This is a genomic window from Nonomuraea sp. NPDC050328, from assembly GCF_044459405.1.
GTDB lineage: Bacteria > Actinomycetota > Actinomycetes > Streptosporangiales > Streptosporangiaceae > Nonomuraea.
This window is the reverse complement of sequence record NZ_JBITIW010000012.1, coordinates 150,106-175,786: the sequence shown is the minus strand read 5'-3', so window position 1 is coordinate 175,786 and position 25,681 is coordinate 150,106. Positions and strand designations below refer to the sequence as shown.

24 protein-coding genes are annotated in these 25,681 nt (G+C 71.2%); 9 read left to right on the top strand and 15 right to left on the bottom strand.

Features of this window, described 5'->3' with window-relative positions:
• The first annotated feature begins 7 nt into the window (after positions 1–7).
• On the top strand, positions 8–1,045 hold the full coding sequence (locus tag ACIBG7_RS36185; RefSeq protein WP_357930028.1) for a glycosyltransferase family 4 protein: 1,038 nt from the start codon (positions 8–10) through the stop codon (positions 1,043–1,045).
• Here ACIBG7_RS36185 and ACIBG7_RS36180 read toward each other — a convergent pair.
• On the bottom strand, positions 1,042–3,177 hold the full coding sequence (locus ACIBG7_RS36180) for a hypothetical protein (protein ID WP_397339178.1): 2,136 nt from the start codon (positions 3,175–3,177) through the stop codon (positions 1,042–1,044). The genes ACIBG7_RS36185 and ACIBG7_RS36180 overlap by 4 nt on opposite strands.
• A 106-nt stretch (positions 3,178–3,283) precedes the next feature.
• Here ACIBG7_RS36180 and ACIBG7_RS36175 point away from each other — a divergent pair, with 106 nt between their 5' ends.
• Entirely contained in the window at positions 3,284–3,652 is a 369-nt protein-coding gene (locus ACIBG7_RS36175) for an ArsC/Spx/MgsR family protein (RefSeq protein ID WP_357930023.1), read from the top strand.
• A gap of 4 nt (positions 3,653–3,656) precedes the next feature.
• Here the strand turns inward: ACIBG7_RS36175 and ACIBG7_RS36170 are convergent, their stop codons facing one another.
• From ACIBG7_RS36170 to ACIBG7_RS36145, 6 genes are all read right to left on the bottom strand, one after another.
• Positions 3,657–4,562, bottom strand: coding sequence for a carbohydrate ABC transporter permease (locus ACIBG7_RS36170; protein WP_397339177.1), 906 nt, complete (start codon positions 4,560–4,562; stop codon positions 3,657–3,659).
• Positions 4,559–5,410: a carbohydrate ABC transporter permease gene (locus ACIBG7_RS36165; RefSeq protein ID WP_397339176.1), complete on the bottom strand. Its 852-nt coding sequence runs from the start codon at positions 5,408–5,410 to the stop codon at positions 4,559–4,561. Before ACIBG7_RS36165 ends, ACIBG7_RS36170 begins: the two co-directional genes overlap by 4 nt.
• A 28-nt stretch (positions 5,411–5,438) precedes the next feature.
• Positions 5,439–6,734, bottom strand: coding sequence for an ABC transporter substrate-binding protein (locus tag ACIBG7_RS36160; protein ID WP_357930014.1), 1,296 nt, complete (start codon positions 6,732–6,734; stop codon positions 5,439–5,441).
• Between the two features lie 160 nt (positions 6,735–6,894).
• A complete protein-coding gene (locus ACIBG7_RS36155) occupies positions 6,895–8,148 on the bottom strand; it encodes a Dyp-type peroxidase (RefSeq protein ID WP_397339175.1) in 1,254 nt (417 codons plus the stop codon).
• Positions 8,138–8,677 carry a copper chaperone PCu(A)C gene (locus tag ACIBG7_RS36150; protein WP_357930008.1) on the bottom strand — a complete coding sequence of 180 codons (540 nt, stop codon included), beginning with the start codon at positions 8,675–8,677 and terminating at the stop codon, positions 8,138–8,140. Before ACIBG7_RS36150 ends, ACIBG7_RS36155 begins: the two co-directional genes overlap by 11 nt.
• A 139-nt stretch (positions 8,678–8,816) precedes the next feature.
• Complete coding sequence (locus ACIBG7_RS36145) at positions 8,817–9,359, bottom strand: MFS transporter (protein WP_357930005.1); 543 nt, start codon at positions 9,357–9,359, stop codon at positions 8,817–8,819.
• Positions 9,360–9,483: 124 nt separating this feature from the next.
• Here ACIBG7_RS36145 and ACIBG7_RS36140 point away from each other — a divergent pair, with 124 nt between their 5' ends.
• Entirely contained in the window at positions 9,484–12,567 is a 3,084-nt protein-coding gene (locus tag ACIBG7_RS36140) for a M14 family zinc carboxypeptidase (protein ID WP_397339174.1), read from the top strand.
• On the opposite strand, the gene ACIBG7_RS36135 is transcribed toward ACIBG7_RS36140, so the two are convergent.
• Positions 12,564–13,265, bottom strand: a complete 702-nt coding sequence (locus tag ACIBG7_RS36135; RefSeq protein WP_357929999.1) for a DUF2470 domain-containing protein — start codon at positions 13,263–13,265, stop codon at positions 12,564–12,566. The two genes, ACIBG7_RS36140 and ACIBG7_RS36135, sit on opposite strands and share 4 nt — an antisense overlap.
• A gap of 65 nt (positions 13,266–13,330) precedes the next feature.
• Between ACIBG7_RS36135 and rpsD the strand changes: the two genes are divergently transcribed.
• Positions 13,331–13,945, top strand: coding sequence for a 30S ribosomal protein S4 (rpsD, locus tag ACIBG7_RS36130; RefSeq protein ID WP_357930403.1), 615 nt, complete (start codon positions 13,331–13,333; stop codon positions 13,943–13,945).
• Positions 13,946–13,969: 24 nt separating this feature from the next.
• Here the strand turns inward: rpsD and ACIBG7_RS36125 are convergent, their stop codons facing one another.
• Both ACIBG7_RS36125 and ACIBG7_RS36120 read right to left on the bottom strand, forming a co-directional pair.
• Positions 13,970–14,764 carry an ion transporter gene (locus ACIBG7_RS36125; protein WP_357929996.1) on the bottom strand — a complete coding sequence of 265 codons (795 nt, stop codon included), beginning with the start codon at positions 14,762–14,764 and terminating at the stop codon, positions 13,970–13,972.
• A gap of 71 nt (positions 14,765–14,835) precedes the next feature.
• The gene (locus ACIBG7_RS36120) at positions 14,836–15,306 is read right to left on the bottom strand and encodes a nitroreductase family deazaflavin-dependent oxidoreductase (RefSeq protein ID WP_357929994.1); all 471 of its coding nucleotides are present in this window, start codon (positions 15,304–15,306) and stop codon (positions 14,836–14,838) included.
• A 111-nt stretch (positions 15,307–15,417) separates the two neighbouring features.
• Between ACIBG7_RS36120 and ACIBG7_RS36115 the strand changes: the two genes are divergently transcribed.
• The gene (locus ACIBG7_RS36115) at positions 15,418–15,729 is read left to right on the top strand and encodes a DUF4190 domain-containing protein (RefSeq protein WP_357929991.1); all 312 of its coding nucleotides are present in this window, start codon (positions 15,418–15,420) and stop codon (positions 15,727–15,729) included.
• Positions 15,730–15,790: 61 nt separating this feature from the next.
• Here the strand turns inward: ACIBG7_RS36115 and ACIBG7_RS36110 are convergent, their stop codons facing one another.
• Positions 15,791–16,423: a TetR/AcrR family transcriptional regulator gene (locus ACIBG7_RS36110; RefSeq protein ID WP_357929989.1), complete on the bottom strand. Its 633-nt coding sequence runs from the start codon at positions 16,421–16,423 to the stop codon at positions 15,791–15,793.
• 53 nt (positions 16,424–16,476) lie between these two features.
• Between ACIBG7_RS36110 and ACIBG7_RS36105 the strand changes: the two genes are divergently transcribed.
• Both ACIBG7_RS36105 and ACIBG7_RS36100 read left to right on the top strand, forming a co-directional pair.
• Complete coding sequence (locus ACIBG7_RS36105; protein WP_397339173.1) at positions 16,477–17,178, top strand: ABC transporter ATP-binding protein; 702 nt, start codon at positions 16,477–16,479, stop codon at positions 17,176–17,178.
• Positions 17,171–17,893: an ABC transporter permease gene (locus ACIBG7_RS36100; RefSeq protein WP_357929983.1), complete on the top strand. Its 723-nt coding sequence runs from the start codon at positions 17,171–17,173 to the stop codon at positions 17,891–17,893. The genes ACIBG7_RS36105 and ACIBG7_RS36100 overlap by 8 nt, the downstream gene beginning before the upstream one ends.
• A gap of 4 nt (positions 17,894–17,897) precedes the next feature.
• Here the strand turns inward: ACIBG7_RS36100 and ACIBG7_RS36095 are convergent, their stop codons facing one another.
• The 4 genes from ACIBG7_RS36095 to ACIBG7_RS36080 all read right to left on the bottom strand — a co-directional run bounded on the left by ACIBG7_RS36095 (position 17,898) and on the right by ACIBG7_RS36080 (position 22,651).
• Positions 17,898–18,110 carry a hypothetical protein gene (locus ACIBG7_RS36095; protein ID WP_357929980.1) on the bottom strand — a complete coding sequence of 71 codons (213 nt, stop codon included), beginning with the start codon at positions 18,108–18,110 and terminating at the stop codon, positions 17,898–17,900.
• A gap of 5 nt (positions 18,111–18,115) precedes the next feature.
• Complete coding sequence (locus ACIBG7_RS36090; RefSeq protein ID WP_397339172.1) at positions 18,116–19,474, bottom strand: S8 family peptidase; 1,359 nt, start codon at positions 19,472–19,474, stop codon at positions 18,116–18,118.
• A 197-nt stretch (positions 19,475–19,671) separates the two neighbouring features.
• On the bottom strand, positions 19,672–21,222 hold the full coding sequence (locus ACIBG7_RS36085) for an LCP family protein (protein ID WP_397339221.1): 1,551 nt from the start codon (positions 21,220–21,222) through the stop codon (positions 19,672–19,674).
• 100 nt (positions 21,223–21,322) lie between these two features.
• Complete coding sequence (locus ACIBG7_RS36080) at positions 21,323–22,651, bottom strand: neutral zinc metallopeptidase (RefSeq protein ID WP_397339171.1); 1,329 nt, start codon at positions 22,649–22,651, stop codon at positions 21,323–21,325.
• A 316-nt stretch (positions 22,652–22,967) separates the two neighbouring features.
• Between ACIBG7_RS36080 and ACIBG7_RS36075 the strand changes: the two genes are divergently transcribed.
• Positions 22,968–23,843, top strand: a complete 876-nt coding sequence (locus ACIBG7_RS36075) for a LysR family transcriptional regulator (RefSeq protein WP_357929971.1) — start codon at positions 22,968–22,970, stop codon at positions 23,841–23,843.
• A 454-nt stretch (positions 23,844–24,297) separates the two neighbouring features.
• Positions 24,298–25,650, top strand: coding sequence for a cellulose synthase catalytic subunit (locus ACIBG7_RS36070; protein ID WP_357929968.1), 1,353 nt, complete (start codon positions 24,298–24,300; stop codon positions 25,648–25,650).
• Positions 25,651–25,681 lie beyond the last annotated feature (31 nt).

Below are 25,681 nucleotides of genomic sequence, written 5' to 3'. Positions count from 1 at the left end.
ACTCCGTGTGGCGATACTCGCCCCGCCCTGGTTCGAACTTCCGCCCGACGGTTACGGCGGCATCGAGTCGATGGTCGCCGACCTGGCCGGAGCCCTGGTCGAGCGGGGCCACGAGGTCACTTTGATCGGCGCAGGCGCGTCCGAGACGACGGCCCGGTTCTTCCCCACCTACGCCGAGGCGCCCTCCGAGCGCATCGGCGAGCCGATGCCCGAGGTCCTGCACGCCGCGCAGGCCGCCCAGGAGCTGGCCAGGATCGACCCGGACATCGTGCACGACCACACGCTGGCGGGGCCGCTGACCGCCGACGGGCGCGGCTCGCCCACCCTGCTCACCGCGCACGGGCCCACCGAGGGCGAGCTGGGCGAGTACTACCGGCAGATGGGCGCCTCGGTGCACCTCGCGGCCATCTCCGATGCGCAGCGGGCCAAGATGCCCGACCTGAACTGGGCGGGGGTGATCTACAACGGCATCGACGTGCCGTCCTTCCCGCTGCGCGAGGACAAGGAGGACTGGGTGCTCTGGCTGGGCCGCTTCAGCCCCGAGAAGGGCGCCCGGCAGGCGGTCGAGGCGGCCCGCGCCTCCGGCCGGCGCATCGTGCTGGCCGGCAAGCTGTCGGAGGAGTTCGAGCGCGAGTACTTCGACTCCCAGGTCAAGCCGCTGCTCGGCCCGGACGCGGAGTACATCGGCGAGGCCGACGCCGAGGCCAAGCGGGATCTGCTGTCACGGGCGCGCTGCCTGGTCTTCCCGATCCAGTGGGACGAGCCCTTCGGCCTGGTCATGGTCGAGGCGATGGCCTGCGGCACGCCCGTGGTGACGCTGCGCCGGGGCGCGGCCCCCGAGGTCGTGCAGGACGGCGTCACCGGGTTCGTGCTCGACTCGGTGGCCGGCTTCCCCGAGGCGGTCGAGGCCGCCGGCCGGCTGGATCCGGCCGGCTGCCGCGCGCACGTGGAGCGCAAGTTCTCGGTGCCGGTCATGGCCGAGGGCTACGAACGCCTCTACCGCAAGCTGGTGGCTCCCCGCGAAGGGGAGCCACCGGGCTTCTAGAGGAGCGGTTTGCCACCGGGCTGGACCACGCCGTTCACGGTCAGCGTGTACGGCTGGTAGTCACGCACCAGCTCGGTGGCGTCGTCGTAGCTGACGATCGCGATCACCTTGGGGAACACCAGGGCGGGCAGCAGTTCGACCGCGCCCAGGCGCAGCGGGTTGCGGTTGCGGAACTCGTGCACGGCGGCGATGTGGTTGCGCTCGTCGAGGCCGACCAGGCGCAGGTTCCACTTGATGTCGACCGGCTTGATCTCCGTCTTCGACTTGAACGGCGCGAGCGAGGAGCCGTCGCTGATCACGGTGCCGTTGACGGTCAGGTCGTCGACCTTCAGGCCGCCCTCGTTGACCCCGCCGTCGCTGACGTACTGCACGCCGAGCAGGACGCTCTTGCCCGCGTAGGCGCTCAGGTCGAAGGTGTGCGGCTCGAAGCCGTTCGTGGCGCCGTTGAGCGAGGGCCCGAGCGGTCCGGCGACGGTCTTGTCCCCGGCCACGGCGGTGTAGGTCGCGCCGCCGTCGGTCGAGACGATCACGTAACCGTAGTCGTAGCCCGCCTCGGCCCCGTACTTGGCCAGCAGGCTGAGCGTCACGGTGCCCGGGGGGAGCGTCACCTGGGTGATCGCCGCCTCGTTGATGTCGTTGCCGTCGCCCGACCACAGCACGGGGTTGCCCGCGCGGTCGGGGTCGTCGGAGACGACGGTCCAGGCCAGCGGGCTGACCGGCACCGTCTTGGCGCCCTCGAAGCGCAGCGAGCGCAGGTCACGGCCGCGTAGCAGCGTGCCGTCGGCCTTCTGCAGCGGCACGAAGTCGGCCCCGTTCGGCGCCGCGCCGGGGGTGCGGTTGACGAAGGGGTTGGCCAGGTTGAGCGACATGCGCAGGCTCGGCGAGGCGATCCGGCTCTTGGGCAGGCCCACCAGCACCGAACGGCGTGACTCCAGCAGCTTGTCCAGCAGAGCCGAGGTCTGGAAGTCGTGGATCACCTTGTACGGGTCGCCGCCGATCAGCTCGCCCAGGCCGGCGATGCCGGTGACGCGGCTGGTGTGCAGCGTCTTCATGAACGGCTTGCCGTACCGGTCCTCCAGGAAGTGCATGAAGGCGTAGGCGATGCCGTAGTCGGCGAAGACCGCCGCCGGATGGGTGGTCTCGTCCCACAGGTTCAGCGAGTTCTCCGGCCCGCCGCACTCGAAGGGCCGTTCGGCCGCGGTCGTCCAGCCCAGGAAGCACTGGATGTGGCCGTCCCAGCCGCGCTCGGTGATCTCCTTGCGCGGGTCGACGTACCCGGTCAGCGTCATCGCCCAGTCCGACAGGCCCTCGTTGATCCAGCCGGCCTCACCGGGGTCGGCGTAGTTCAGCAGCAGGTGCTGCCACTCGTGGGCGAAGGTGCTCTCGTACTGGTACGGCTCGGCGGTCCGGCTGGTGCACGGGTCGGCGGTCGGCTCGTCGGGCGGGTTGGGCCCGGTCCGGTGCTTCCAGTCCCACGCGTCGATGGTCATGACGTTGCGGTCGGTGTAGTCGTTGAAGACGCCGTAGTGGAAGCCGGCGATGTAGCCGGGCGCGTCGATGTCGTAGAAGTCGTCGTCGCGCACGTTGTCGACCAGCGTGACGGTCTTGTCGCCCGCGCCGGAGTAGTCGAGCGGGATCAGCGAGCCGCTGCCGTCACGGTCGGGCGGCGTGCTGAACTGCGCGACCTCCTTGGGGTAGATGTTGCCGTCGAACTCCTGGACCAGGCTGGCCACCTGGGCGTCGGTGACGGTCGTGTCGCCGGCCACCGCACGGCGGCAGTCGCCCTCGGGGTAGGCGGTGTCGTTGGCGACCCAGACCTCGATCTTCGCCCCGACCGCGCGCAGGGTGAACGGCTTGAGGTACTCGCCGTTGATGGTGTCGAGGGCGGGCCACTGGCGGACCGTTCCCACCGGCGGCGTCTGGCCGGGGGCCGCGGCGCGCTTCTGCGGGGGCGTGTCGGGGAGGCCCTTGAGCTTGGGCAGCTTCATCTCGTCCGGGTGGATCCGGATCACGGACTTGCCGGAGCCGTGGTCCTGGGGGTCTGCGCTCGCCGCGGTGGCGGGTGGCGCCGCCGCGACGGAGGTGAGCAGCAGGGCCAGCGCGAAAAGGGGTGCTAATCGGGCACGTGACATGCTTTGGGAATATCCCAGTGCGAACCGCTAGTCAATCTTGGCCGCTACCAGGACGTTCCCGCGACTCCCGCGGTCAAGCACAGGCGGGCTGGTGGATGATGGCGGTGTGGAAATCTGGATCAACCCCGAGTGCTCCAAGTGCCGTTCCGCGCTCGACCTGCTGGAGGAGGCCGGGGCCGGTTACACCGTCCGGCACTACCTCCAGGACCCGCCCACGGCCGAGGAGGTGCGGGAGGTGCTGAAGCGGCTGGGGCTGGAGCCGTGGGACATCACGCGGCTCGGTGAGCCCGTCGCCGGCGAGCTCGGGCTGGCGGGCTGGGCGCGGGGGCCGGAGGAGCGGGAGCGGTGGGTGGCGGCGCTGGCCGCGCACCCGGTGCTGATCCAGCGGCCGATCATCACGCTGGACGAGGACACCGCGGTGGTCGCCCGGACGCCGGAGGCGGTCGAGGCCGCGGTGCGGGCGACGGCGTCCTGACCGCTCAGCCCTTGGTGGCGCCGAGGGTGAGGCCGGCCACGAACTGCTTGTGCAGGAGCTGGAAGACGATCAGCGTCGGCAGCGCGACCAGGATCGACCCGGCGGCGAGCAGGTTGTGGTCGGTGAAGAACTGGCCGCGCAGGTTGTTCAGGGCGCTGGTCACCGGGAGCTTGTCGCCCGAGGACATCAGCACCAGCGCCCACAGGAAGTCGTTGTACATCCAGGTGAACTGCAACGTCGACAGCGCCGCCAGCACCGGCCGGCACAGCGGCAGGGTGAGCTGCCAGTAGCGCCGCCAGACCGAGGCCCCGTCCACCAGCGCCGCCTCGTTGATCTCCTCGGGGATGGTGGCCATGTAGTTGGCCATGACGAAGACGCAGAAGCCGAACTGGAAGCCGACGTGGATCAGGATGAGCCCGAGGTAGGAGTCGTAGAGCGAGTGCGAGTCCGACAGCCAGCCGGGCAGCTCGATCCAGGTGTACATGGTGTAGAGCGGCGTGATGAGCACCTGCGGCGGCAGCAGGTTCCCGGCGGTGAAGACGATCAGCAGCGTCCTGCGCCCGGGGATGCGCAGCCGGGCGATGACGAAGGCGGCGAAGGAGGCCAGCAGCAGGGTCAGCACCACGCCGGGGACGACCACGATGAGCGTGTTGAGGTAGTACTTGGGCAGCTCGGCCTGGGTCCAGGCCGCGGTGTAGTAGCCGAGGGTGAGGTTTTCCGGCAGCGAGAAGTAGCCCAGCCGCGCGGTCTCGTCGTAGGGCCGCAGCGAGGCGTAGACCGCCAGCGCCAGCGGCGCCAGCCAGCCCAGCGCGACCAGCACCAGGAACAGGTGCAGCAGCCCGCGCAGCGGGCGGCGCCGCCTGGTCACGGGCCGGGGCGCGGGCCGGGTCACGGGCCGGGTCGCGGTCATCGGGGATCCCGGAAGAGCTGGGCCAGGTAGGTCACGATGAAGCCGAGCGAGATGACCAGCAGCACGGTGGCGATCGCCGAGCCGAAGCCGATCCGGCTGGCCTCGCCCACGATGTTCTCCGTCACCAGCACCGACAGCAGCTCCAGCCCGTTGCGGCCCTTGTTGACGGCGTAGACGATGTCGAAGGCCCGCAGCGCCTCGATCACGGTGATCACCAGGACGATCACGTTGACCGGCCGCAGCGTCGGGAAGACGACGCGGAAGAAGGCCTGCGCCTCGTTCGCGCCGTCGATCGCGGCCGCCTCCTTGAGCGCCGGCTCGACCGCCTTGAGCCCGGCCAGGTAGATGATCATCACGTAGCCGACGTGCCGCCAGGCGGCGGCGACCATCACCACCCAGATGTTGAGCGACGGGTCGCCCAGCCAGTCGGTCGTCAGCCCGGTCACCGCGTTGAGCACGCCGTAGTCGGCGGAGTAGACGAGCTGGGCGATGAAGCCCACCACCGCCAGCGACAGCACGACCGGGGTGTAGAGCGCGCTCTGGTACAGGCGCGACAATCGCATCCGGCGGTCCAGCAGCACCGCGAACAGCAGACCCAGCGGGGTGGCGACCAGGCCGAGGAAGCCCAGCCAGAGCAGGTTGTTGGTGACCGCCGACCAGAACGGCGGGTACTCGGCGGCCAGGTCGTGGTAGTTCTCGCCGCCGACCAGGCCGATCGCCGAGATGCCGTCCCAGTCGGTCGCCGACAGGCCCACCGAGGCCAGCGTGGGGATCCAGATGAGCAGCAGGTTGACCATGATCGCCAGCCCGAGCCCGCCGACGACCAGGGCCCGGTCGCGGCCGGTCACGAGCCGCCCCGCGGGCCGAGGGGGGCGCTCATCGGAAGATGTTCGCCTTCTGCTGCTCGATCGACTTCAGCAGGCCGTCGATCTCGCCCGGCCTGCCGACGAAGCGTTGCAGCGAGGGGATCATCACGGTCGAGGCGAAGTCGGGGCGGGTGTCGCGGTCGAGGAACTGCGCGATGTGCTTGGCTTGGGAGACCAGCTCCGCGCCGCGCTTCTGCAGGGCGCTGTAGCCGCTGGTGTCGGCCTTGGAGCTGGCCGCCAGCGTGCCGGGGTCGAGCGCGGTGGCGATGTTCTGCGCCGAGGCCTGGGCGAAGTGCTTGAGCAGCGCCTTGGCGCCCTCGACGTTCCGGGCCTTGGCGGAGATCATGTAGCCGTCGATCGGCGCGTCGAGGGAGTCGGTGCCGAACTCGGGGTTGATCTCCGGGAAGGTGAAGAAGTCGAGGTCGTCGCGGTCGGCCTCGGGGAACTGCTGGGCGACGAACATCCCGAGCAGGTACATCCCGGTCTTCTTCTGCGCCAGCGACTGCCCGGCCTCCTGCCAGGTACGGCCCAGCGCCGCCGGCTGGTGGAACTCCATGAGCCCGCGCCAGGTGTCGAAGACCTGCCTGACCTTCGGGTCGGTCCACGACTCCTTGCCCGCCATGAGTGAGATGTGGAAGTCGTAGCCGTTGATCCGCATGTTGAGGATGTCGAAGGTGCCCATCGCCGGCCAGCCGTCCTTGTCGGCGAAGGCGATCGGGATCAGCCCGTCGGCCTTCATCCTCCTGGCCAGCGCGGTGAGCTCGTCCAGCGTGCCCGGCGGGGTGTAGCCCCTCTCCTGCCACAGCGACCTGCGGTAGAAGACGGCCCACGGGTAGTAGGTGAACGGCACGAAGTACTGCCTGCCGTCCGCGCCGGTCGAGGCGGCCTTGAAGGCGTCGGTGTAGTCGCCGCCGATCTCCGCCCAGACATCGGATATGTCGGTGGCCAGGCCCTGCGCGGCGAAGAACTGCATCCGGTACCCGGCGAACCAGGTGAAGACGTCGTCCGGGGTGCCGCGCAGGTAGCGGTTGATGTTCTCCTGGAAGGTGTTGTGGTCGACCGTGTTGATCCTCAGGTCGTGCGCGGTGAACGCCTTGGTGACCTCGGTCAGCGACTTCTTGGGGATCTCGTCGGAGGCGTTGGAGCCGATCGTGACCACGCCTCGGGCGGCCGGGCCGCTGCCGGTGGCGGCGGGGGAGCCGGTCGTGCGGGTGGCCGGGTTCGAGCAGCCGGCCAGCAGGGCTGGGACGCCGAAGGCGGCTGCGCTGCCGAGGAGCACGGAACGGCGGGACAGGGGACGGGTCATCGGATCCTCCACCCGGAAGGCTCATCTTTCCCCGAATACGCCCAGGTTTCCTCACATAGAAGCCCCGCAATGGTCCGATGTCAACGCCCGGCTGCGCTGCGGTTGCCGGTCGCGAAGCCGGGGGTACGGCACGCCTGCCGTACCCCCGGCGACGGCTCGCTCAGCCGAGCAGCGACTCCCCGATCCAGCCGCCTTCCGCGCACCCCGGCGGGATGGCGAAGAGCGCCGAGCCGATCGGCGTGGTCCACTCGTTGAGCAGGTCCACCTCGGCCAGCCGCCGCTGCACCGCGGTGAACTGCCGCTCGACGTCGGCCTGGTAGGCGGCGAACAGCAGCCCCGACTCGCCGCCCTCGTCGTAGTTGTAGGCCCGCCGCCACATCCGCAGCCCCGGATCGGCCACCCGCGCCCGGCGGACGTGCGCCTCCGGGGCGATCACCGGGAAGCCGAGCGCGTTGACCGCCCCGAAGTCGGGCTCGTCGTGCTCGCGGGCCCCGGTGAGCGGGGCGCCGGTGTCGAGCCGCCGCCCGACCGCGAACTCCTTCGCGGCCGAGTCGGCGGCGTCCCACTTGTCGAGCTCCATCCGGATCCGCCGCAGCACCAGCATGGTGCCGCCGCGCAGCGGGCCCTCCTGGATCCAGACCGCCCGGTCGAACTCCGGCGTCCCGGCGACCGGGTTGACCGTGCCGTCGAGCTGGCCCATCAGGTTGCGCTGGGTGACCCCGGCCGGGCGGGTGGCCTGGCGGAAGCCGCGCTGGATCCACTTGACCGTGGTGAAGGAGCGGCTGTCCTTCACCACCATGCGCAGCGCGTGCGCCAGGGTGACCGGGTCGTCGCAGCAGAGCTGGACCAGCAGGTCGCCGCCGCTCCAGCGCTCCTGCAGCCGGTCGATGCCGAAGGACGGCAGGGGGGACGGGCCGGTGCTCAGCCCGGCGGCACGGAACAGGCCGGGGCCGAAGCCGAAGGTGACCGTCAGCCGGGCGGGCAGCTCGGCCAGGCCGGGTTCGGTGTCGGCCAGTGCCGGGCGGCCCGCGGTCAGCCGGCGGGCGTCGTCGGTCAGCACCCGCAGCAGCCGGCCGAGTCCGTCCCGGTCGGTGCCCTCGCGCAGGGTCAGGCCGACGAAGGCGGCGTGGGCCTGGGGGAGGGTGGCCACCCCGGCCTGGTGCTCGCCGTGGAAGGGCACCACCTCGGTCCCCGCCGCCGGGGTTACCGGGGACGAGGGGGTGGAGGAGGTGGCCGCCTGGGCGGTGCGGGCGCCGGGGGTGGGGGAGGAGGCCGCCAGGGCGCTGGGGTCGGCGGAGGTGGCCGCCGGGGAGCAGGCGGTCAGCGCCCCGGCCGCCGCGGCGCCGCCGGCGAGGGTGAGCCCCCCGAGCAGCCGCCTCCGGCTGACCGGCGGGGTGGTCCGGTCAGCCGCCATGGCCGGGGGCGTAGCTCTCGTTGGCGCCGGCGAAGTCCTTGGCCACCGCGGTGAAGGTGACGGTGGTGCCGTCGCCGAGGGTCAGGGTGAACGGCACCTCGGCACCCGCCTCGATCGGCGCCTTGACCCCCATCAGCATGATGTGGTTCCCACCCGGCTTGAGCTCCACCGAGCCCCCGGCCGGGATGACGAAGCCGCCCTTCTTGGGCCGCATCTGCATCTTCCCGCCGTCCTCCACGGTCTCGTGCAGCTCGACCATGGGCGAGACGGGCGTGGCCGCCGAGGCGACGGTCAGGTCGGAGGCGCTGTGGTTGACCAGGGTGCCGAAGGCGGCGCTCATCCCCTTGGCGGCGGTCTTCACCCACGGGTCGGTGACGGTGAGCCAGGTGGCCGGCGCGGTCGGGTCGGCCGCGACGCCCTTGGCGACACCGGCGGACGGGGCGGCGGCGGTCGTGGTGGGCTCGGTGGAGCCGCAGGCGGTCAGCAGGGCGGCCGCGGCGAACGCGAGCAGGGCAGGGCGAAGCTTCATGAAAGGTCTCTCCTGAGAAAGGCATGGCTGAGGAACGCCCCGGATCAGGGGCGCGGCAGACGTGGATCCAGTCGCGGACGTGGACTCAGCCGCGGGCATGGACTCAGTCGCGGGCGTGGATCCGGTCGCGGGCGTGGACTCAGGAGAAGACGGGCGGCGCGCGGCCGCTGATGGCGTGCCGCAGCACCGCCGAGCGCAACACCCGCGGCGCGGGATGCGGCGCCCGGGCCCAGGAGGGAACGGCGAGGGCGACCGGCAGGGTCAGGCGCAGCCGTACGGCCAGCCGCCGCAGCAACGCCCACAACAGGGCCTCGCCCCGGGCCAGCCAGAGCGCGGTCAGCGCGACGGCCCAGCCGTGCATCACCAGCATGCCCAGCCCCGGCACCAGCCCGGCGTGCGGATGCCCGCCGGCGGCTAGGACCGCACCCTCGTGCGAGAGCGAGAGCAACAGGTGCAGCAGCACCTGCGACCCGGCCATCAGCGCGAGCGTCGCGCCCAGCCCGCGCTCGCGGCCGGCCGTACAGAACGCGGCGGCCAGGCAGCCCGCGGCCCCCGCCAGGACGGCGGGCGGCGCGATCGGGGAGCCGCCCGGCGCGGCGAACAGATGGGCGAGCAGCCCCAGACCCGTGCTCACCGCGGCGAAGGCCGTGGCGCGCACCAGTCGGAAGGGCAGCGAGGTCACGCCCGGAATCCTCCCATGGGGCACCGCGGGTGGCGAATGCGCCCCGGGGCGCGGCGGGAGGGGTCAGAGTACCGATACGACATCGTGATTGACTGCCGTTGCCGCTGGGCTGACAAATGACCTTATGAGGCGCTTACCCGTCCTAGCATCCTTATCCCTCTTATGCGCGCTCCTCGTCGCCGCCCCCGCCGGCGCCGACCCCGGGAAGGTCGAGGCGACCGGCCCGAAGGTGTACACCGCCGAAGTCACCCTGGAGCAGCTCGACCTGCTCCGGCAGGAGGCCCTCGACCGCGAGGACTTCCGCGCCGAGCCCGGCGCCGGCGGCAAGATCAAGCTCTCGGCCGTGCTGAACGAGCCGGAGGCCGCCAAGTTCCGCGCCCAGGGCATCGCCCTCACCGAGCAGGCGCTCCCGCAGGCCCGCGCGGCCAAGGCCGCCGCCGCGGGCGTGTTCCGCCCCTACAGCGGCGCCGGCAACCTGCGTGAGGAGCTGCTGAAGGCCGCCAAGGACCACCCCCTGATCGCCAAGGCCGTGGACATCGGCACGACGGTCCAGGGCAAGCCGATCACCGCGCTGCGCGTCACGCTCGGCGCCCGCGTGCTGCCCGACCGCGTCAAGCCCGCGGTGGTCTACCAGGCCGCGCAGCACGCCCGCGAGTGGATCACCCCCGAGATGGTCCGCCGCCTCATGCACCACTACCTCGACGGCTACGGCAAGGACCGCGAGATCACCAAGCTGGTCAACACCGTCGACCTGTGGTTCCTGCCGGTGATCAACGTCGACGGTTACGACCACACCTTCACCGAGGGCAACCGCCTGTGGCGCAAGAACCTGCGCGACAACGACGGCGACGGCGTGATCGAGACCAACGAGGGCGTCGACCTCAACCGCAACTTCCCGCACAGGTGGGGCTACGACAACGAGGGCTCCTCGCCGGTGCCGTCCTCGGGCACCTACCGCGGCCCCTCGCCCGGCTCGGAGCCGGAGACCAAGGCGCAGCTCGCCTTCATGCAGAAGGTCAAGCCCAAGTTCGTGATCAACTGGCACTCGGCCGCCGAGCTGCTCCTGCACGGCACCGGCTGGCAGTTCTTCACCCCGACCCCCGACGACCTGGTCCACGAGGCGATCCTCGGCGACACCGCCAAGCCGGCGGTCGAGAACTACGTGCCGGAGATCGGCGCCCAGCTCTACACCACCAACGGCGAGACCGACGGCCACTTCGAGAACGCCTTCGGCGCGCTGACGCACACGCCGGAGATGTCCACCTGCCAGCGGGCCGCCGATCACGACCCGGCCGACGAGTGGACCCGCGACGACTGCGACGCGACCGGCTTCGTCTTCCCCGACGACGAGCGGCTGATCGCCTGGGAGGTCGCCAAGAACGTCCCGTATGCGCTGAGCGTCGCCAAGTCCGCCTACACCCCCGACCGCCCGGTCTCGGTCGTCGGCCGGACCGTGCCGGACATCGACCCCGACGAGTTCTCCGTCGCCTACTCCGGCGACCAGCAGGTGGCCGCGCTGATGCGCCGCTCGCTGCCGGTCAAGCTGCTGCACTACCGGATCAACGGCGGCCGGACCCGGTCGGTGCCGGTGAGCGAGTGGAAGGGCGGCGAGCGGTACGGCGACGAGAACGACCACTACTTCGCCGAGTACCGCGGCACCGTCAAGGGCCAGAAGGCCGGCGACAAGGTGGAGGTCTGGTTCACCGCCGCCACCTCCAAGAGCTCCCGCTTCACCTACACCGTGCGCGACAAGGCCGGGGCCGAGGTCCTGGTCGTCGCCGACGAGGACTACAAGGGCGTCAACCCCGTCTACCCGGCGGGCACCAACGCGCCCAAGTACGCCCAGCAGTACGTCCAGGCGCTCCAGAACGCCGGCCGCAAGGCCCTGGTCTGGGACATCGACGCCGACGGCGTGCCGCACCACCTGGGCGCGCTGGGCCACTTCAAGGGCGTGGTCTGGTACCTCGGCGACAACCGCCTCACCCAGGACGCGGCCGACGAGACGATCACCGTCTTCGGCGCGCCCCGGCAGAACGCCCAGGTCGCCGACCGGGCCTTCCATCTGACCCTGGCCGTGCGCGACTACCTCAACGAGGGCGGCAAGGTCCTGCACGCCGGCGAGACCGCGGCCTACTTCGGCTCGGTCATGACCACCGGCATCTTCTACGGCCTCAAGGGCTACCCCGACCGGCCGTGCGTGGTCACCGTGAGCACCCGCGACGACTGCGAGACCCTGTCCAACGACTTCATGCAGTACTGGCTGGGCGCCTCGGGCCGCGGCACGGTCGCCTCGCCGACCGGCGTCGAGGGCACCGGCGAGCCGTTCACCGGCGTCAGCGCGGGCTTCGCCGCGGGCGACAACCCGCTGAACGAGGCGGGCAACTTCGTGGTGACCAGCACGCTGCTGAACGAGCGGGACTTCCCGCTGTTCAAGAGCGCGCCTGCGGCCATCTACCAGGGCAGGACCGGGCCGTTCGAGCCGGTCGAGGGCAAGTGGTACATGGCGGCCAGGCACGTCAACGACACCTACAGCCGGATGACCCGGACGATCGACCTGACCGGGGTCGTGGCGGCGCAGGCGCCGAAGTTCGAGGCGCAGTTCTCCTACAACGTCGAGGAGGGCTACGACCACGTCATCGTCGAGGCGCGCACGGCCGGCGGCGACGACTGGGTCACCCTGCCCGACCTGAACGGCAGGACCACCACCGCGATCCCGCAGGAGTGCGAGGTCGGCTACTACCTGGCCAGCCATCCGCACCTGCTCAACTACCTGACCGCGGGCACGCCGTGCACGGCCAAGAGCTGGAACGCCTTCACCGGCAACTCCGGCGGCTGGCAGCCGGTCGCCTTCGACCTGGCCGCCTACGCCGGCAAGAAGGTGGAGCTGTCGATCAGCTACGTGGCCGACCCCGGCACCGGTTTCCAGGGCGCGTTCGTGGACGACACCAAGGTGACGACCTCGGGCGGCGTGCTGGACGCCGAGGGCTTCGAGACGGGCCTCGGCCCGTGGACGCTGCCCGGGCCCCCGGCCGGGAGCGTCAACGTCGGCTCGGACTTCACCCGGGCCAACTCGCTCGGCGCGCCCGCCGTGGTCACCGCCGACTCCGTGCTCCTCGGCTTCGGCCTGGAGCAACTGTCCACCCCGGCCGAGCGTGACCTCGTCATGAAGCGCGCGGCCGACTACCTGCTGAGCGACCCCGCTCGCTAGCAGACGCAGAGCAGCCCGCGCAGGGCGGTCTCCAGGCACCGGCCGCTGCGCGCGGGCTGCTCCCAGCCCACCCGGACCAGCGTGCCGTCCGCCCGGACGGTCGCGCCGTACCGGTCGAGCTCCCACAACCACACCTCGCCGGCGGGGCGGCCGAGCAGGCGGGCCACCCCGCCGCTCAGCTGTTCCCGGTGCGTGCCGTTGACGTGGGCGAGCACTCGCTCGGCGGTCTCCAGCAGCGGGTCGGGCTCGGCGTCGAGGTAGTCGTCGGCGTCCAGGACACCCGACTCCTCGCCGGTCAGGTAGACGACCTGGCCCACGTCCAGCCGCAGCAGGAGCGGCGCCGACGGGTCGCCGTGCCGCTCCAGCGCCTCGAACAAGCCTTCGTCGGGGCAGCGCTCGGCCACCGCCACCGCCGTCGGCCGCAGGTCACGTTCAGGTACGGCCTGCGTCCAGCCCTGCACCTCGACCAGGCCGCGCGGGTGCTCGACGCCGCCCAGCAGGCGGGTGGCGGTCAGGTTGACCGCGACCACGGCGTCCTCCGGCAACCGGTGCAACGGCTCGCCCCGCCGTACCAGCACGACCGGGCGGCCGCGGTGGTCCACGCCGCCTCGGGCGGGGTACGGCACGCCGTCGACGGTCACCTTGGTGACGCTGGCGGCCGAGGCCAGGGTGCGGACGCGCTCGGCGAGTGGCGGCATGACATCCTCTTCAAAGTAGGTTAGGCTTGCCTTAGTAAGGTCTACCTAACCATATTGAGGTGAAGATGCGCTACACCGGCCCCAAGGTGCGGCTGTCCCGGCGAGCGGGCGTCCCGCTGACGCGCAAGGCGGTCCGCTACTTCGAGCAGCGTCCCTACCCGCCGGGCGAGCACGGGCGCAAGACCAACCGCCGCTCCACCGGCGACTACGGCCTGCGCCTGATGGAGAAGCAGAAGCTGCGCTGGTACTACGACGTCTCCGAGCGCCAGCTCCGTCGCTACTGGGACCTGGCCGTGCGCCGCCAGGGTTCCTCCGGCGCCGAGCTGGTGAGCATCCTGGAGAGCCGCCTGGCCTCGCTCGTGCTGCGCGCCGGCCTGGCCCCGTCGATCTACGCCGCCCGGCAGTACGTCACGCACGGGCACATCACCGTGGACGGCCGCAAGGTGGACATCCCCAGCTACCTGGTCAAGCCCGGCCAGGTCGTCGCGGTGCGCGAGAAGTCGCGGCGCATGCAGCCCTTCGTGGCCGCCGCCGAAGGCCTCTACGCCGACGAGCGCATCGCCGCCTACCTGGGCGCCGACCTGCCGAACCTGACCTTCACCCTGCACGCCACCCCGTTGCGCGAGCAGATCGTGGTCCCCGTCGACGAGCAGCTCGTGGTGGAGTTCTACTCCCGCTGACCGGACGTGGCGCGGGAGCCGGCGCTACCGGCTCGGCTCCCTGACCTCCCTCAGCTCCCTGACCTCCCGGCGCAGCTCGGCCAGCTCCGCCAGGATCTGGTCGGTCGCCGCCTCGGTGCTCTCCTCCAGTTCGGCCAGCTCGCGCTTGGACTCCTCGTCCATGGCGCTGACCACGACCGCCATGAACAGGTTGAGCACCACGAACGAGCAGACCAGGATGAACAGCACGAAGAAGATCCAGGCGCTCGGGTGCTCGGCCATGACCTCGCGGGCGATGTCCGGCCACGCCTCGCCGGTCATGGTCTGGAACAGGGTGAACAGCGAGGTCTGCAGCGAGCCGAAGGAGTCGGGCGCGGTCTGGCCGTACAGCTTGGTGGCCATGACGGCGGCCACGTAGAGCACCAGCGACAGCAGCACGACGATCGAGCTCATCCCCGGCATCGCGCGCAGCAGCGCGGCCACCACGCGGCGCAGGCTCGGCACCACCGACAGCAGCCGCAGCGCGCGCAGGATGCGCAGCGAGCGCAGCACCGACAACTGCCCGGCGGTCGGGGCCAGGGCGATGGCCACGATCGTGGCGTCGAACAGGTTCCAGGGGTCGCGGAAGAACTGCCGCCGGTAGACCCAGATCTTGGCCGCCAGCTCGGCGACGAAGACGTAGAGCGCCACGTGGTCGATGACGTGCAGCGCGGTGCCGTATCCCGCCATCACCTCGGGGAAGGTCTCCAGTCCGAGGGTGGCCGCGTTGACCAGGATGACGGTGATGAGGAAACGCTGGAAACCGGCGCTTTCCAAGGTCGCGCGCAGGCGGTCACGCATGGCAGGGGGTCACTCCAAGGCAGACGGCGGTCAGCCCTCCATCGAGCCGCCTCGACGTCCGATGAAGGCCGTCAAATGATCTTAGGGGTGAGCCGGAAGACGCGGAGCTCTCGTCCTGATTTATCGGTGTAATGGGCGAACACCGACCACAGCTCCAGCAGCCGCTTCCAGGCCTCCTCCCGCGCCTCGCCGGTGAGCAGGGTCGCGGTGACCTCGAACTCCCGGCCGCGGAAGCGCACCCTCGCCTCGGGCGCGGCCAGCAGGTTCCCGCTCCACGCGGGATGCTCGGGCCGGCCGAAGTTGCTCCCCACGACCAGGAAGCCGCCGTCCGGCTCCGGCAGGCAGGCCAGCGGCGTCTGCCGGGGCAGCCCGCTCTTCGCGCCGGTGGTGGTGAGCATGAGCGTGGGGATCAGCAGGTCGCCGGTCAGGCCTTTGCCCCTGGTCAGGCGGTGGACGGCACGGTCGAGCGGCGGGATGATCCTCGGGCCCACCCGGCTGAACCAGTCGCGGGTGGTCAGCCACTGCAGGAGGCGCTTGAGCACGCGCGCAGTGTAGCAAGCGCTAGGTCAAGATGTCATGCAAGTGAAATGCAAGGTCATCCTGCCGGGCCCATGGTATAAACCATCGAACTTAAACAAGGAAGGCAAATCTCCATGTCATACCCTCCCTACGGCAGCGGCCCGCAGTACGGCGCCCCGCTGACCCACCCGCAGGGCACCACCATTCTCGTGCTCGGCATCCTGAGCCTGGTCGTCTGTGGCCTCATCGGCCCGTTCGCCTGGTCGATGGGCAACAAGACGCTGAAGGAGATCGACGCCAGCGGCCAGGTGTACGAGAACCGCGGCATGGTCCAGGCGGGCAAGATCTGCGGCATGATCGGCACCATCCTCTGGGCGATCGTGATCGTGCTCTATGTCATCTTCGGTGTCTTCCTGGTGGCCGTCAGCACCAGCGTGAACTACTGATCCGCCGCAGCAGGGCCGGGGTGTCGTGCCGCCCCGGCCTCATCTGTTCCCGGGCCCTTCCTCAGCCGGCCCCGTAGGCGCCCAGCCCGTCCTCCAGCAGCCCGAAGGCGCTCTCGGCCTCGGCCCGCAGCCAGGGGGCGATCCGCTCCCAGCTCTCACCGGCCTCGCCGAGCCGTACCACCTGCTGGGACAGCACGCCCAGCGTCGTCATCAGCAGCCCGGCCACCAGGCGTGGCCGTAGGTCGTCGGGCGGCGCGCCCGACTCCTCCGCCAGTGTGCGGGCCAGGCGCTCGACCTGCTCGGTCTCCAGTTCGCGCAGCCGCGCGGTCAGTGCGGGACTGTCCCTGATCACCTGGCCGAACACCTCCGCGCCCGCGTTGAGCCCGAAGCGCCAGTCGCGCGCCTCGATCGCCGCGAGGAACTCCCGGCGGAAGGCCGCCACCACGCCCTCGCCCGCGCGGCGCTCGCGCACCAGCCTGCTGGGCAGGTCCTCGGCCTCGCCGCGGCGGTCCATGAAGAGGTCTTCCTTGGTGCCGAAGTAGTTGAAGACCGTGTTCACCGACACGTCCGCCGCGCGGGCGACGTCGGCGACGGTCACCTTGTCGAAGCCGTGGGCCAGGAAGAGCCCGGTGGCCACGTCCGAGATCCGCGTCCGGGTCTCCCGCTTCTTGCGCTCGCGCAGGCTCTCCTCCATGTGGGCATGCTACAACTTTGCAGTGACTCCAAATTTGTGGTTACTCTAAAAATATGATCCGAACGCAGGCTCTGAGCATGACCTTCCGTTCCGGCCTCCGCGCCGTGGACGGCCTCGACCTCACCGTCGAGGCGGGCGAGACGGTCGCCTTCCTCGGCCCCAACGGCGCGGGCAAGACCACCACCATGCGCATGCTGGCCACCCTCCTGCGCCCCACCGGCGGCCGCGCCACCGTCGCCGGCCGCGACCTGCTGGCCGAGCCCCGCGAGGTACGGCGGCGCATCGGCTACGTCTCCCAGGCCGGGGGAGCGGGCCTGTTCGCCCCGCTCGGCGAGGAACTCCTCCTGCAGGCCATGCTGTACGGCATGCGCCGCGCCGAAGCCCGCCGGGCGGTGGGGCACACCCTGGACAGGCTGGGCGTGACCCACCTGGCCGGCCGCCTCGGCGCCTCCCTGTCCGGCGGCGAGAAACGCCGCTTCGACCTCGCCTTCGGCCTGCTGCACCGGCCGGACGTGCTCTTCCTCGACGAGCCCTCCACCGGCCTCGACCCCGGCAGCCGGGCGGCGCTGTGGGAGCACGTGCGCGAACTCGGCGTGACCACGCTGCTGACGACGCACTACCTGGAGGAGGCCGAGGCGCTGGCCGACCGCGTGGTGATCATCAGCCGCGGCCGGATCGTCGCCGACGCCGCCCCCGACGAGCTGCGCCGGGGCCGCACCCTGGCCGAGGCGTTCGCGGAGGCCGTCGATGCGTGAGACCTGGCTCCTGCTGCGCCACTACCGCCGGCTGGCCGGCCGCAACTGGTTCGGGCTGCTGATCGGGGCGATCCAGCCGCTGCTGTTCCTCGCGCTGTTCGGGCCGCTGTTCGTCACCGTCGGCACCTGGGAGACGCTGGTGCCGGGGCTGATGCTCCAGCTCGGGCTGCTGAGCGCCGGCCTGTGCGGTTTCGGGGTGCTCTTCGACCGGCAGTCCGGAGTGCTCGAACGGCTGCGGGTGACGCCGGCCGGCCGGTTGCCGCTGCTGCTGGGCCGGGTGCTCAGCGACGTGACGACCCTGCTGGTGCAGACGGTCGTCCTGGTCGGCGCGGGCTACGCCTTCGGGCTGCGCGCGCCGCTGGCCGGGGTGCTGCTGTCGCTGCTGGTCATCGCGGTCCTGGGCACCGCGCTGGCCGCGTTGTCCTACGCGGCGGCGCTGGCCCTGCCCGAGGAGCTCTTCGCGCCGGTGGCGACGACCGCGGTGGTGCCGCTCATGCTGCTGTCGGGCACCTTCCTGCCGATGTCGATGGCGCCCGGCTGGCTCGACGTCCTGTCACGCGTCACCCCCTTCCGGCACGTGCTCGACGCGGTGCGGGACCTGTTCGCCGGGCACTACCTGACCGGCGCGGTGGCCACCGGGGCGGCGGTGCTCGCGGCGCTGACCGCGCTCTGCCTGGCCGTCGGGGTGCGGACCTTCAACCGGGCCAACGCCTGAGCGGCTACTGCGGCGGGCCGTAGGGCTCGATGCGGGGATCGGAGAAGGCCCCCTCGCGCCAGGCCTTCTCCGTCACGCGCAGGCCGTACAGACCCTGGTCGGGGTCGATGAGCACCAGCCCGTAAGCGGAGTCGACCTCCTCGGGCGCCAGGTCCAGCCGCTCGATCGCGTCCTCCAGCGTGGCGCCGGGCGGGAGCCGTACCGTGACCAGGATCATGACGTCTACGCTACGCGCTTGGCCCGCCGCCGCAACGCGGCCACGACGCCCGCCGTGTCCACGATCCCGTATCCGTAGTCGAAGTCGAACCCGATCTCGCTGCGGTCGTCCGCGGTACGGCGCAGCAGCGAGCGCAACTGCGCCGGCGACAGCCGCGAGGCCGGCCACTGCGTGCGGATCGCCGCCACCAGCCCGGCGGCCACCGGGCAGGCCGCGGAGGTGCCCGAGTCCGGCTCCGCCTCGCCGAAGGCCCTGGAGCCGAGGAAGTGCGTGTAGGCGCAGAGGTCCGGCTTGCGGGCGGTGAGCCGGCCGGGGCCCTGCGAGGAGTAGCCCACGCGCTCGCCGTTGACGTCCACCCCGCCCACCGACAGCGCCCTGGCGTGCGAGTTGGCGCCGACGATCGGCCGGTCGGGGAAGGCGCAGCGGCCGTCCTTGCACTCGCGCCCGCAGTTGCCCGCGGCGAACAGCACGTCCGCCCCGGCCCGGTCGAGGCTGGCGACGATCAGGTTGAACGGGTGGGCGGCGTTGTCGGAGTAGTTGCCGGGATGCCCGACCGGGAAGTCCCAGCGCGGCGAGAACGACCCCCACGAGTTGTTGATCACCAGGGCCCTGCTCTCCGCCGGCTGGGCCTCCAGCACGGTGCGCAGGTGCGCGAAGGCGGCCACCGCGTCCGACAGCAGGCCGTCCAGCGCCGAGCCGCCGGGCCGCCTCGACATCAGCAGCGGGACGTCGATCAGCGACGCCTGCGGGGCGGCGATCAGCGTGTCGAAGGCGCACATCGTGCCGTGGTCGACGTCGAACTCGCCCGGCCGGCCCGGCACGCCGGACGGGTTCCAGCTCCGCTCGGCGTCCAGGGTGACGCTCCGGCCGAGCTGGCGGGCCACGTGGGCGGCGTTGATGCCCGTGTCCAGCACGGCCAGCGCCACGCCCGAGCCGTCGAGGCCCTCGGCGCTCAGCGCGGCCACGTTGAGCAGCCGCTCGACGTCGCGCCAGTCGCCCACCGGGGCGTCACCGCCGCAGGTCAGGCTGGTCTCGATCACCGGGTCGGCGTGGACGCCCACCACGTCGGGGCGGAGCGAGGACAGCAGGGCCACCCGGGCGGCCAGGTCGTCGTCGGAGATCGTGCCGCGCACCAGGACCGTGGCGTCCTCGGCGGCGAGGGAGAAGTCGAGCGGCTGCTCGAGGCTGAGCGGGTCACCGCCGGACCGGGGGAGCGGGCGGGGGATGGCGACGGGGACGAAGGCCGGATCGAGCTCGACGCCCGGCAGGCCTCCGGCCACGTCGGCCGTGCTGGGGCTGGGGCCGGGTTCCGTGACCGCGGCGACGAGATCTGGCGTCGGGCGTAGCTGGATCATGATCCGCATGGGCACCACCGAATGCTTGGAGGGATCGAACTTTCCAACACTGCTTCATCGGCGGGGACGCGTCCAGCAGAACGGAGGGTTCTGAGCTGCACAAATACCCGGCATACCGGGCGAATCGGGTTTCGGTCAGCCGTGATCCCCACCGCTGACCGAACCCATCCGCCGGGCCTGCCCCATCACTTCGGCGCGGCCGCTCCTCAGCTCAGGCCGCAGAGCTCGTCGAGGGACTTGGCGGCCTTGTTGTCGTTGCGCGTCGGCGTCTGGCTGGGGGAGGCCTGCCCCGGCCGGGTGCCGGTGGCGGACGCGCTGGCCGATGCGGAGGCGGGCGGGGTGGCGCCGGTGGGATTGGGAGTGGTGGACGGCGCGCCGGCGGCGAGCTGCTGGCGGGCGGGCTTGGCGGAGTCGCGGACCGCCCGGGCGGCGGCCAGCCGGATCTTGGCCCAGTCCGCCGACCCCGGCCAGAACTCCGGCGGCACGAACTGCAGGCTGGTGATCTTGGCGCCCTTGACCTTCAGGGCGAGCTGGGTGATGGCCGGCAGGAGCTCCTGGGGCATGTTCGTCTCGGCCATCCGCTTGGCCGCGGCGGCGATCCGGTTGAACTTGGTGAGGATCACGTCCGGCGTCGCCTGCTTGGCGAAGGCGCCGATGACGCACCGCTGCCGGCTCATCCGGGAGAAGTCGTCGGACCCGACCCGGGAGCGCCCGTACCAGAGCGCCTCCTCGCCGGTCAGCCGCCGGGTGCCCGCCTTGATGGTGCCGGCCGTGCCGTACAGGCCGCCGAACTTGATGTCCTTGTCCACCCGGATCTGGAGCCCGCCGATCGCGTCCACCAGCGCGGCGAAGCCGTACATGTTGATCAGGGCGTAGTAGTCGATCTTGAGCCCGAGGGTGTGGCTGATGGCGTCCATGAGCGCGCGCGGGCCGCGGTGCGGGCCGCCCATGATCTCGGGGTGGTCGTTGCCGTACTGCCAGACCTCGTTGAGCAGGCCGCCGTTGGGCAGGTCGGCCATGAAGCCGTTGGGGAAGTGCTTGGCCAGCGGCGAGGTGGGCGGGAAGTGCACGTGCTGCAGGTTGCGCGGCAGGCTGAACATGACCGTGTTGCCGGTCTTCACCGAGATGCTGGCCACCGTCATGCTGTCGGTCCGCACGCCCTCGCGGTTGCCCGCGGCGTCGCCGCCGATGAGCAGGAAGTTCACCCGCTCCTTGCCGTTCCACGGGTCGGTCTCGGGGTTCTTGACCGCGGGGACGAGGTCGGGGTCGCCGCTCCCGCCGGGCTTGAAGATCGCCTCGACCGTCGACTTGAACGTCACCGCGGTGTTGGCGACCATCGCGAACGGCGCCATCACCGCCACGCACAGCAGGCCGATGAGGACCCCGGAGACGATCTGGCCCCGGCCGTCGAGCCGGTTGGGCCCCAGGCTGATGTAGGACGACAGCACCAGGGCGAACCACGCCAGCGCGAGCACGGCGGCGCCGATGGTGAGCGCGAGCAGGTTGCCGGTGGTGGCGAGCGCGCCGAGATTCTGCTTCGTGCGCGTCAGGCCGAAGATCAGGCCGGTCACCAGCAGGACGCCGAAGACGCCCAGCAGGGCGAATCCGGTGCGCCGGTGCCCGGCCCGCAGGTGGGCCAGGCCGGGGACGAGCGCCGACAGCGCCGTCCAGCCGAGGATGGACCCGAGCGTGATCGGCTGGGCGAAGCGTGGCGTGCCACCACGCCGCGGTTTCCCGGCGCGTCCCCCGTTGCGCATGCGCACACCCAGCTCCTTCTCTACCAGGTCAAAGGCTGGAGAGGATTTTAGCCCCTATATACGGACAACCGAGACAACACACAAATCTCAGATGAACGTTTCAGGAGGTGGCGGAAGCCGAAGCCATCCAGGTATTGCACTGCTGCGGCTTGCTGCGCTCCCACCCCTGGCGGAACCAGCGCTGGCTGTTGGTGAGCGAGCCGTGGTCACGCGGGTAACCGGGATGGTCGCCCACCCGGCCGTAGAAGGCGAACAACTCGGCCCGCCGCCCGGTCGGCACCGGATAACTGCCCGCCACCGAGCGCATCCACATGCCGCCGAAACAGTTGGCCTGCAGCTCCAGCCGGCGGCTCAGCGCCAGCCGGGCGCTCTCGCTGCCGGTCGCCTGGTGGCGCTGCCAGTAGGAGTCGAGGATGCCGGTGAGGTTCTGCACGTGGTGACCGTACTCGTGGGCCATCATGCTGATGATGCCGCCGTGCCAGCTGATGATCTGCCCGTAGCCGATCGAGTTGCCGTTGCCGCGCGCCATCGCGCTCGTCGAGGCGTAGATGGTGTTGTTGCGCGGGCAGTAGTACGGCACCATGCTCCCCGCCGACGGGTAGTCGCCGCACGCGCCCCGGCCGCGGCCCGAGGCGATGGCGTAGCCGGGCGGGCTCCACTCGATCCCCACCCGGTCCAGCACCGGCGCCCACGCCTTGTCCATGCACCGGCCGGTCTTCAGGATCAGCGCCTTGAGCTGGCTGTGGTTGAAGATGCTCGGATTGCCCGCCGGGCAGTTCAGCCGGGGGAGGGCGACGCTCCGGTACAGGCTGTTGGTCCTGACGCTCGTGTCCACCGGACGCGGGCGCGGGACCTCCTCGCGCTGCTCGCCCTGCTCCTCTTCCGGTGTCTGCTGTGTCGGCTGGCTGGTCGGCCGGCTGGTGGGGCGGTTGGTCGGGCGCTGGACCGGCGGCAGCGTCGGCCGCCTGGTGGGCCGGATCGCGGGCCGGGTCTCGTCGGGGTCGGGCAGGGCGATCGGCGTGGTCGTCGAGGTCTTCGACGGGCTCTTCAGCACGTTCGTGGCGACCACCAGCAGGATGAACACCGCCGCCAGCGAGCCGAGCACCACGCCCAGCACCGTCATCGCGCCGCCGCCCCGCTTGCGCTGCGGCTGCGGCGGCGGCCACTGCCCGCCGTGCGGGCGCGGCGGCACCGGCGGTGGCGGCGGCGCCCACCCGGGGCCGCCCTGCGGGCCGGGATGCTGCCCGCCGTACGGCTGGCCGGCGTACGGCTGGCCGGCGTACGGCTGGCCCTGCTGGTACGGCTGGCCCTGCGGGTGGGGAGCGCCCTGCGGGTACGGCTGGCCCTGGGGTCCGGCCGGCGGGTAGGGCCGGCCCTGCGGGTACTGCGGCCGGGCCGGGCCGGGGTGCGGGGCGCCCTGGGGCGGCATGACCGGCGCCGGCGGCTGCTGAGGGGCCGGCGGGTGGGGTGCGGGCTGTGCCTGGCGGTTCGGGTAGTTCGGCGGCGGCCAGGGGAGCGAGTGCGGCCGCTGGGGCCCCGGCTGCCCCTGATCCGGCGGGGGATAGTGCCCGTTTCCCGACATCGTGCCACCCCCGCTAATGGATCTTTGCCAAATATGGGGCAGAAGCATACTGATTTATCACCCGTCACGGATGTAGCACCACTCGGTTACCCTCCGAAATCAAACGAGGTGATCTCCGCTATGTCCCGGACCACGCGCCGGGCGTTGCCCTAGCTTCAAAGGCATGAACCTGCAGCAGCTCCGCTACGTGGTCGCGACTGCGGAGCACCGCACCATGACCGACGCGGCCAGGTCGCTCTACATCGCGCAGCCCGCACTGTCGCGTGCGATCCGGGATCTGGAGCGGGAGCTCGGCATGACGCTCTTCGCCCGCTCCGGCCGGGGTGTCGTCGTCACCGCCCAGGGTCGCCGGGTGGTCAAGCTGGCGAGGGAGGCTCTCGACGCGGTCCGCGAGATCGAGGGCCTGGCCGGCCACAGTGGCACATCGGAGGCCGAACTGCGCATCGCCTCCACCCCCAACCTCGAGCCCGGGCTGGCCGGGCGGCTGCTGCCCGCCTACGCCGCCGAGCATCCGGGGGTCCGGGTGCACATCGTCCGCTGCGACGGCCGGGACGCCGTCGTCAACGCGGTACGGGACTCGCGGGCCGACCTCGGCCTGACCGACCTGCCCGTCCCGCCGGACCTGGTCACCCATCCGGTGGAACGGCAGGAGATCGTGCTCATCTCCCCGCCGGGGCTCGACCTGCCCAACCCCGTTCCGATGAACCTCCTCGACGGCCTGCGCCTGGCCCTGCCCGCCCGGGGCAGCGTGCGCCGCCGGGAGCTGGACGCGATGTTCGGCAAGTACGCCGTCAATCCGATCGTCGTGCTGGAGACCGACGAGCGCAACGGCTGGCTCAAGGCGGTCCGCTCCGGCCAGGCGTCCCTGCTCTGGTACCGCGGCATGGCCGAGCAGGCCAGCCGGGCGGGGCTCGTCGTGCGCTCCCTGGATCCGGCCGTGCGTCGCGTGATCGCCGTCGTGCACGCCCGCCGCCGGTTGCCGCTCATCGCCCAGGACTTCCTCGTCACCGCCGAGAAGGGCTCAGGGTCCGCCGCCTAGCCGATATCCGTACGGAACGGTCCAATTCGCCCCTCGTCCGCCCGGCGAGGGGCGAACAATGCTCCGGAAATCGCTTTCTGCTTGATATTTCACCTAATTGCCCTGTGAAATACCCCACACCCAATAAGCCGATAAATCGGACAAAGGGGTTGATCGGGAGCGGCCGGGAAAGCGATGAAACGCTTAATCTCCGCCGGTTTCCTGAATGTTCACCCAGCCCGACGATCACCAACGGGAAAGTTTCTTTACAGTAGACCCCGTGACCGCAACACTGGCCGAGCCGACGATTCGTGCAGATCACAGCTACCTACCCCAACCCCCGACCGACTCCGAAATATCCCTCTATTTCGGACCGCAGCGCCGCTGGGTGCTCCTGGCCATCCCGCTTTCCCTCACCTTGACCGCCGGAACATTGTTCCTCTTCTCCCTCCGCCACGCCATTCTGACGCCATTCTTGCTCGCCCTCCTGCTCAACCTGGCCGGCTGGATCCTGTCCTACGTGGACGGTCAGCGCCAGCGCTCGACCACCTGGGAGTCCCACCTGCTGCTGGTGCGCTCCTGGCGACCGCCTGCCGTACCGTCCGTGGACGTCTTCGTGCCCACCTACGGCGAGCCCCTGGAGGTGCTGGACAACACCTTCCGCCACGTCGCACGGATGCGCTGGAACGGTCCATTGACCTTGTGGGCGCTCGACGACGGCGCCCGGCCCGAGGTCGAGGAACTGGCCGCCCGGCACGGCTTCCGCTACAGCAGCCGCCCCGACCGCGGCCACCTGAAGAAGGCCGGCAACCTCAACCACGGCCTGAGCCTGAGCGACGGCGACCTGGTGGCGGTCTTCGACGCCGACTTCGCCCCGCGCCCCGACTTCCTCGACCACCTGGCCCCCTACCTGGAGGACCCGAAGATCGCCATCGCGCAGTCGCCGCAGTTCTTCGACACCGGCGCGGACCTGCCCTGGGTGCAGCGCACGGCCGGCGCCGCGCAGGAGCTGTTCTACCGCTGGCTGCAGCCGAGCCGCGACGCCGACGGCGGGGCGATCTGCGTGGGCAGCAACGTGCTCTACCGGCGCAGCGCCCTGGAGACCATCGGCGGCTTCCCGAAGATCGACCACAGCGAGGACATCTACACCAGCGTCGCGCTGATGCGGCACGGCCTGCGCACCAAGTACGTGCCGGTGCTGCTGGCCAAGGGCCTGTCGCCGGACAACGCCGGCTCCTACATCGCCCAGCAGTACCGCTGGGCGATGGGCTGCCTGAGCCTGCTGTTCAGCCGCGACTTCCACCGCACGCCGATGCCGTGGCGGGTGCGCGTGTCGTACTGGTCGGGCTTCCTGTCCTACTTCGTCTCCGCGCTCAACATCGCCGCGATCCCGCTGCCCGGGCTGATCATGCTCTACGCCTACCCGCAGGACGTGCGGGCCTGGCACATGATCCCGTTCGTCGGGCCGCTGTGGGTGGCGCTGGTGCTGCTGCCGGCGGTCTCGGTGGGCCGCTACCGGTTCGAGGTGATCCGCGCGCAGACGCTGTACGCCTACTGCCACCTGTTCGCCATCTGGCACGCCGTCCGCAACCGGGTGGCGGCGTGGGTGCCCAGCGGCGGCGCGGGGGCGCGCCGCTCCCGCATGGTCAGGACGATCGCCCGGCTCGCGCTGGGCTGGCTGGCCCTGGTCACCGCGGCGGCCTGGGCGGGGATCGCCTGGCGCGCCCCTGAGTACGGCTGGCACCACTACTGGGCGCTGATCGCCTTCACCGCGGCCAGCACCTACATCGCCCTCCCGCTCCTGCGCGACCTGTGGCGGCTGCGATGAACCACCGCCTGCGCTGGCCGGAGGCCCTGGC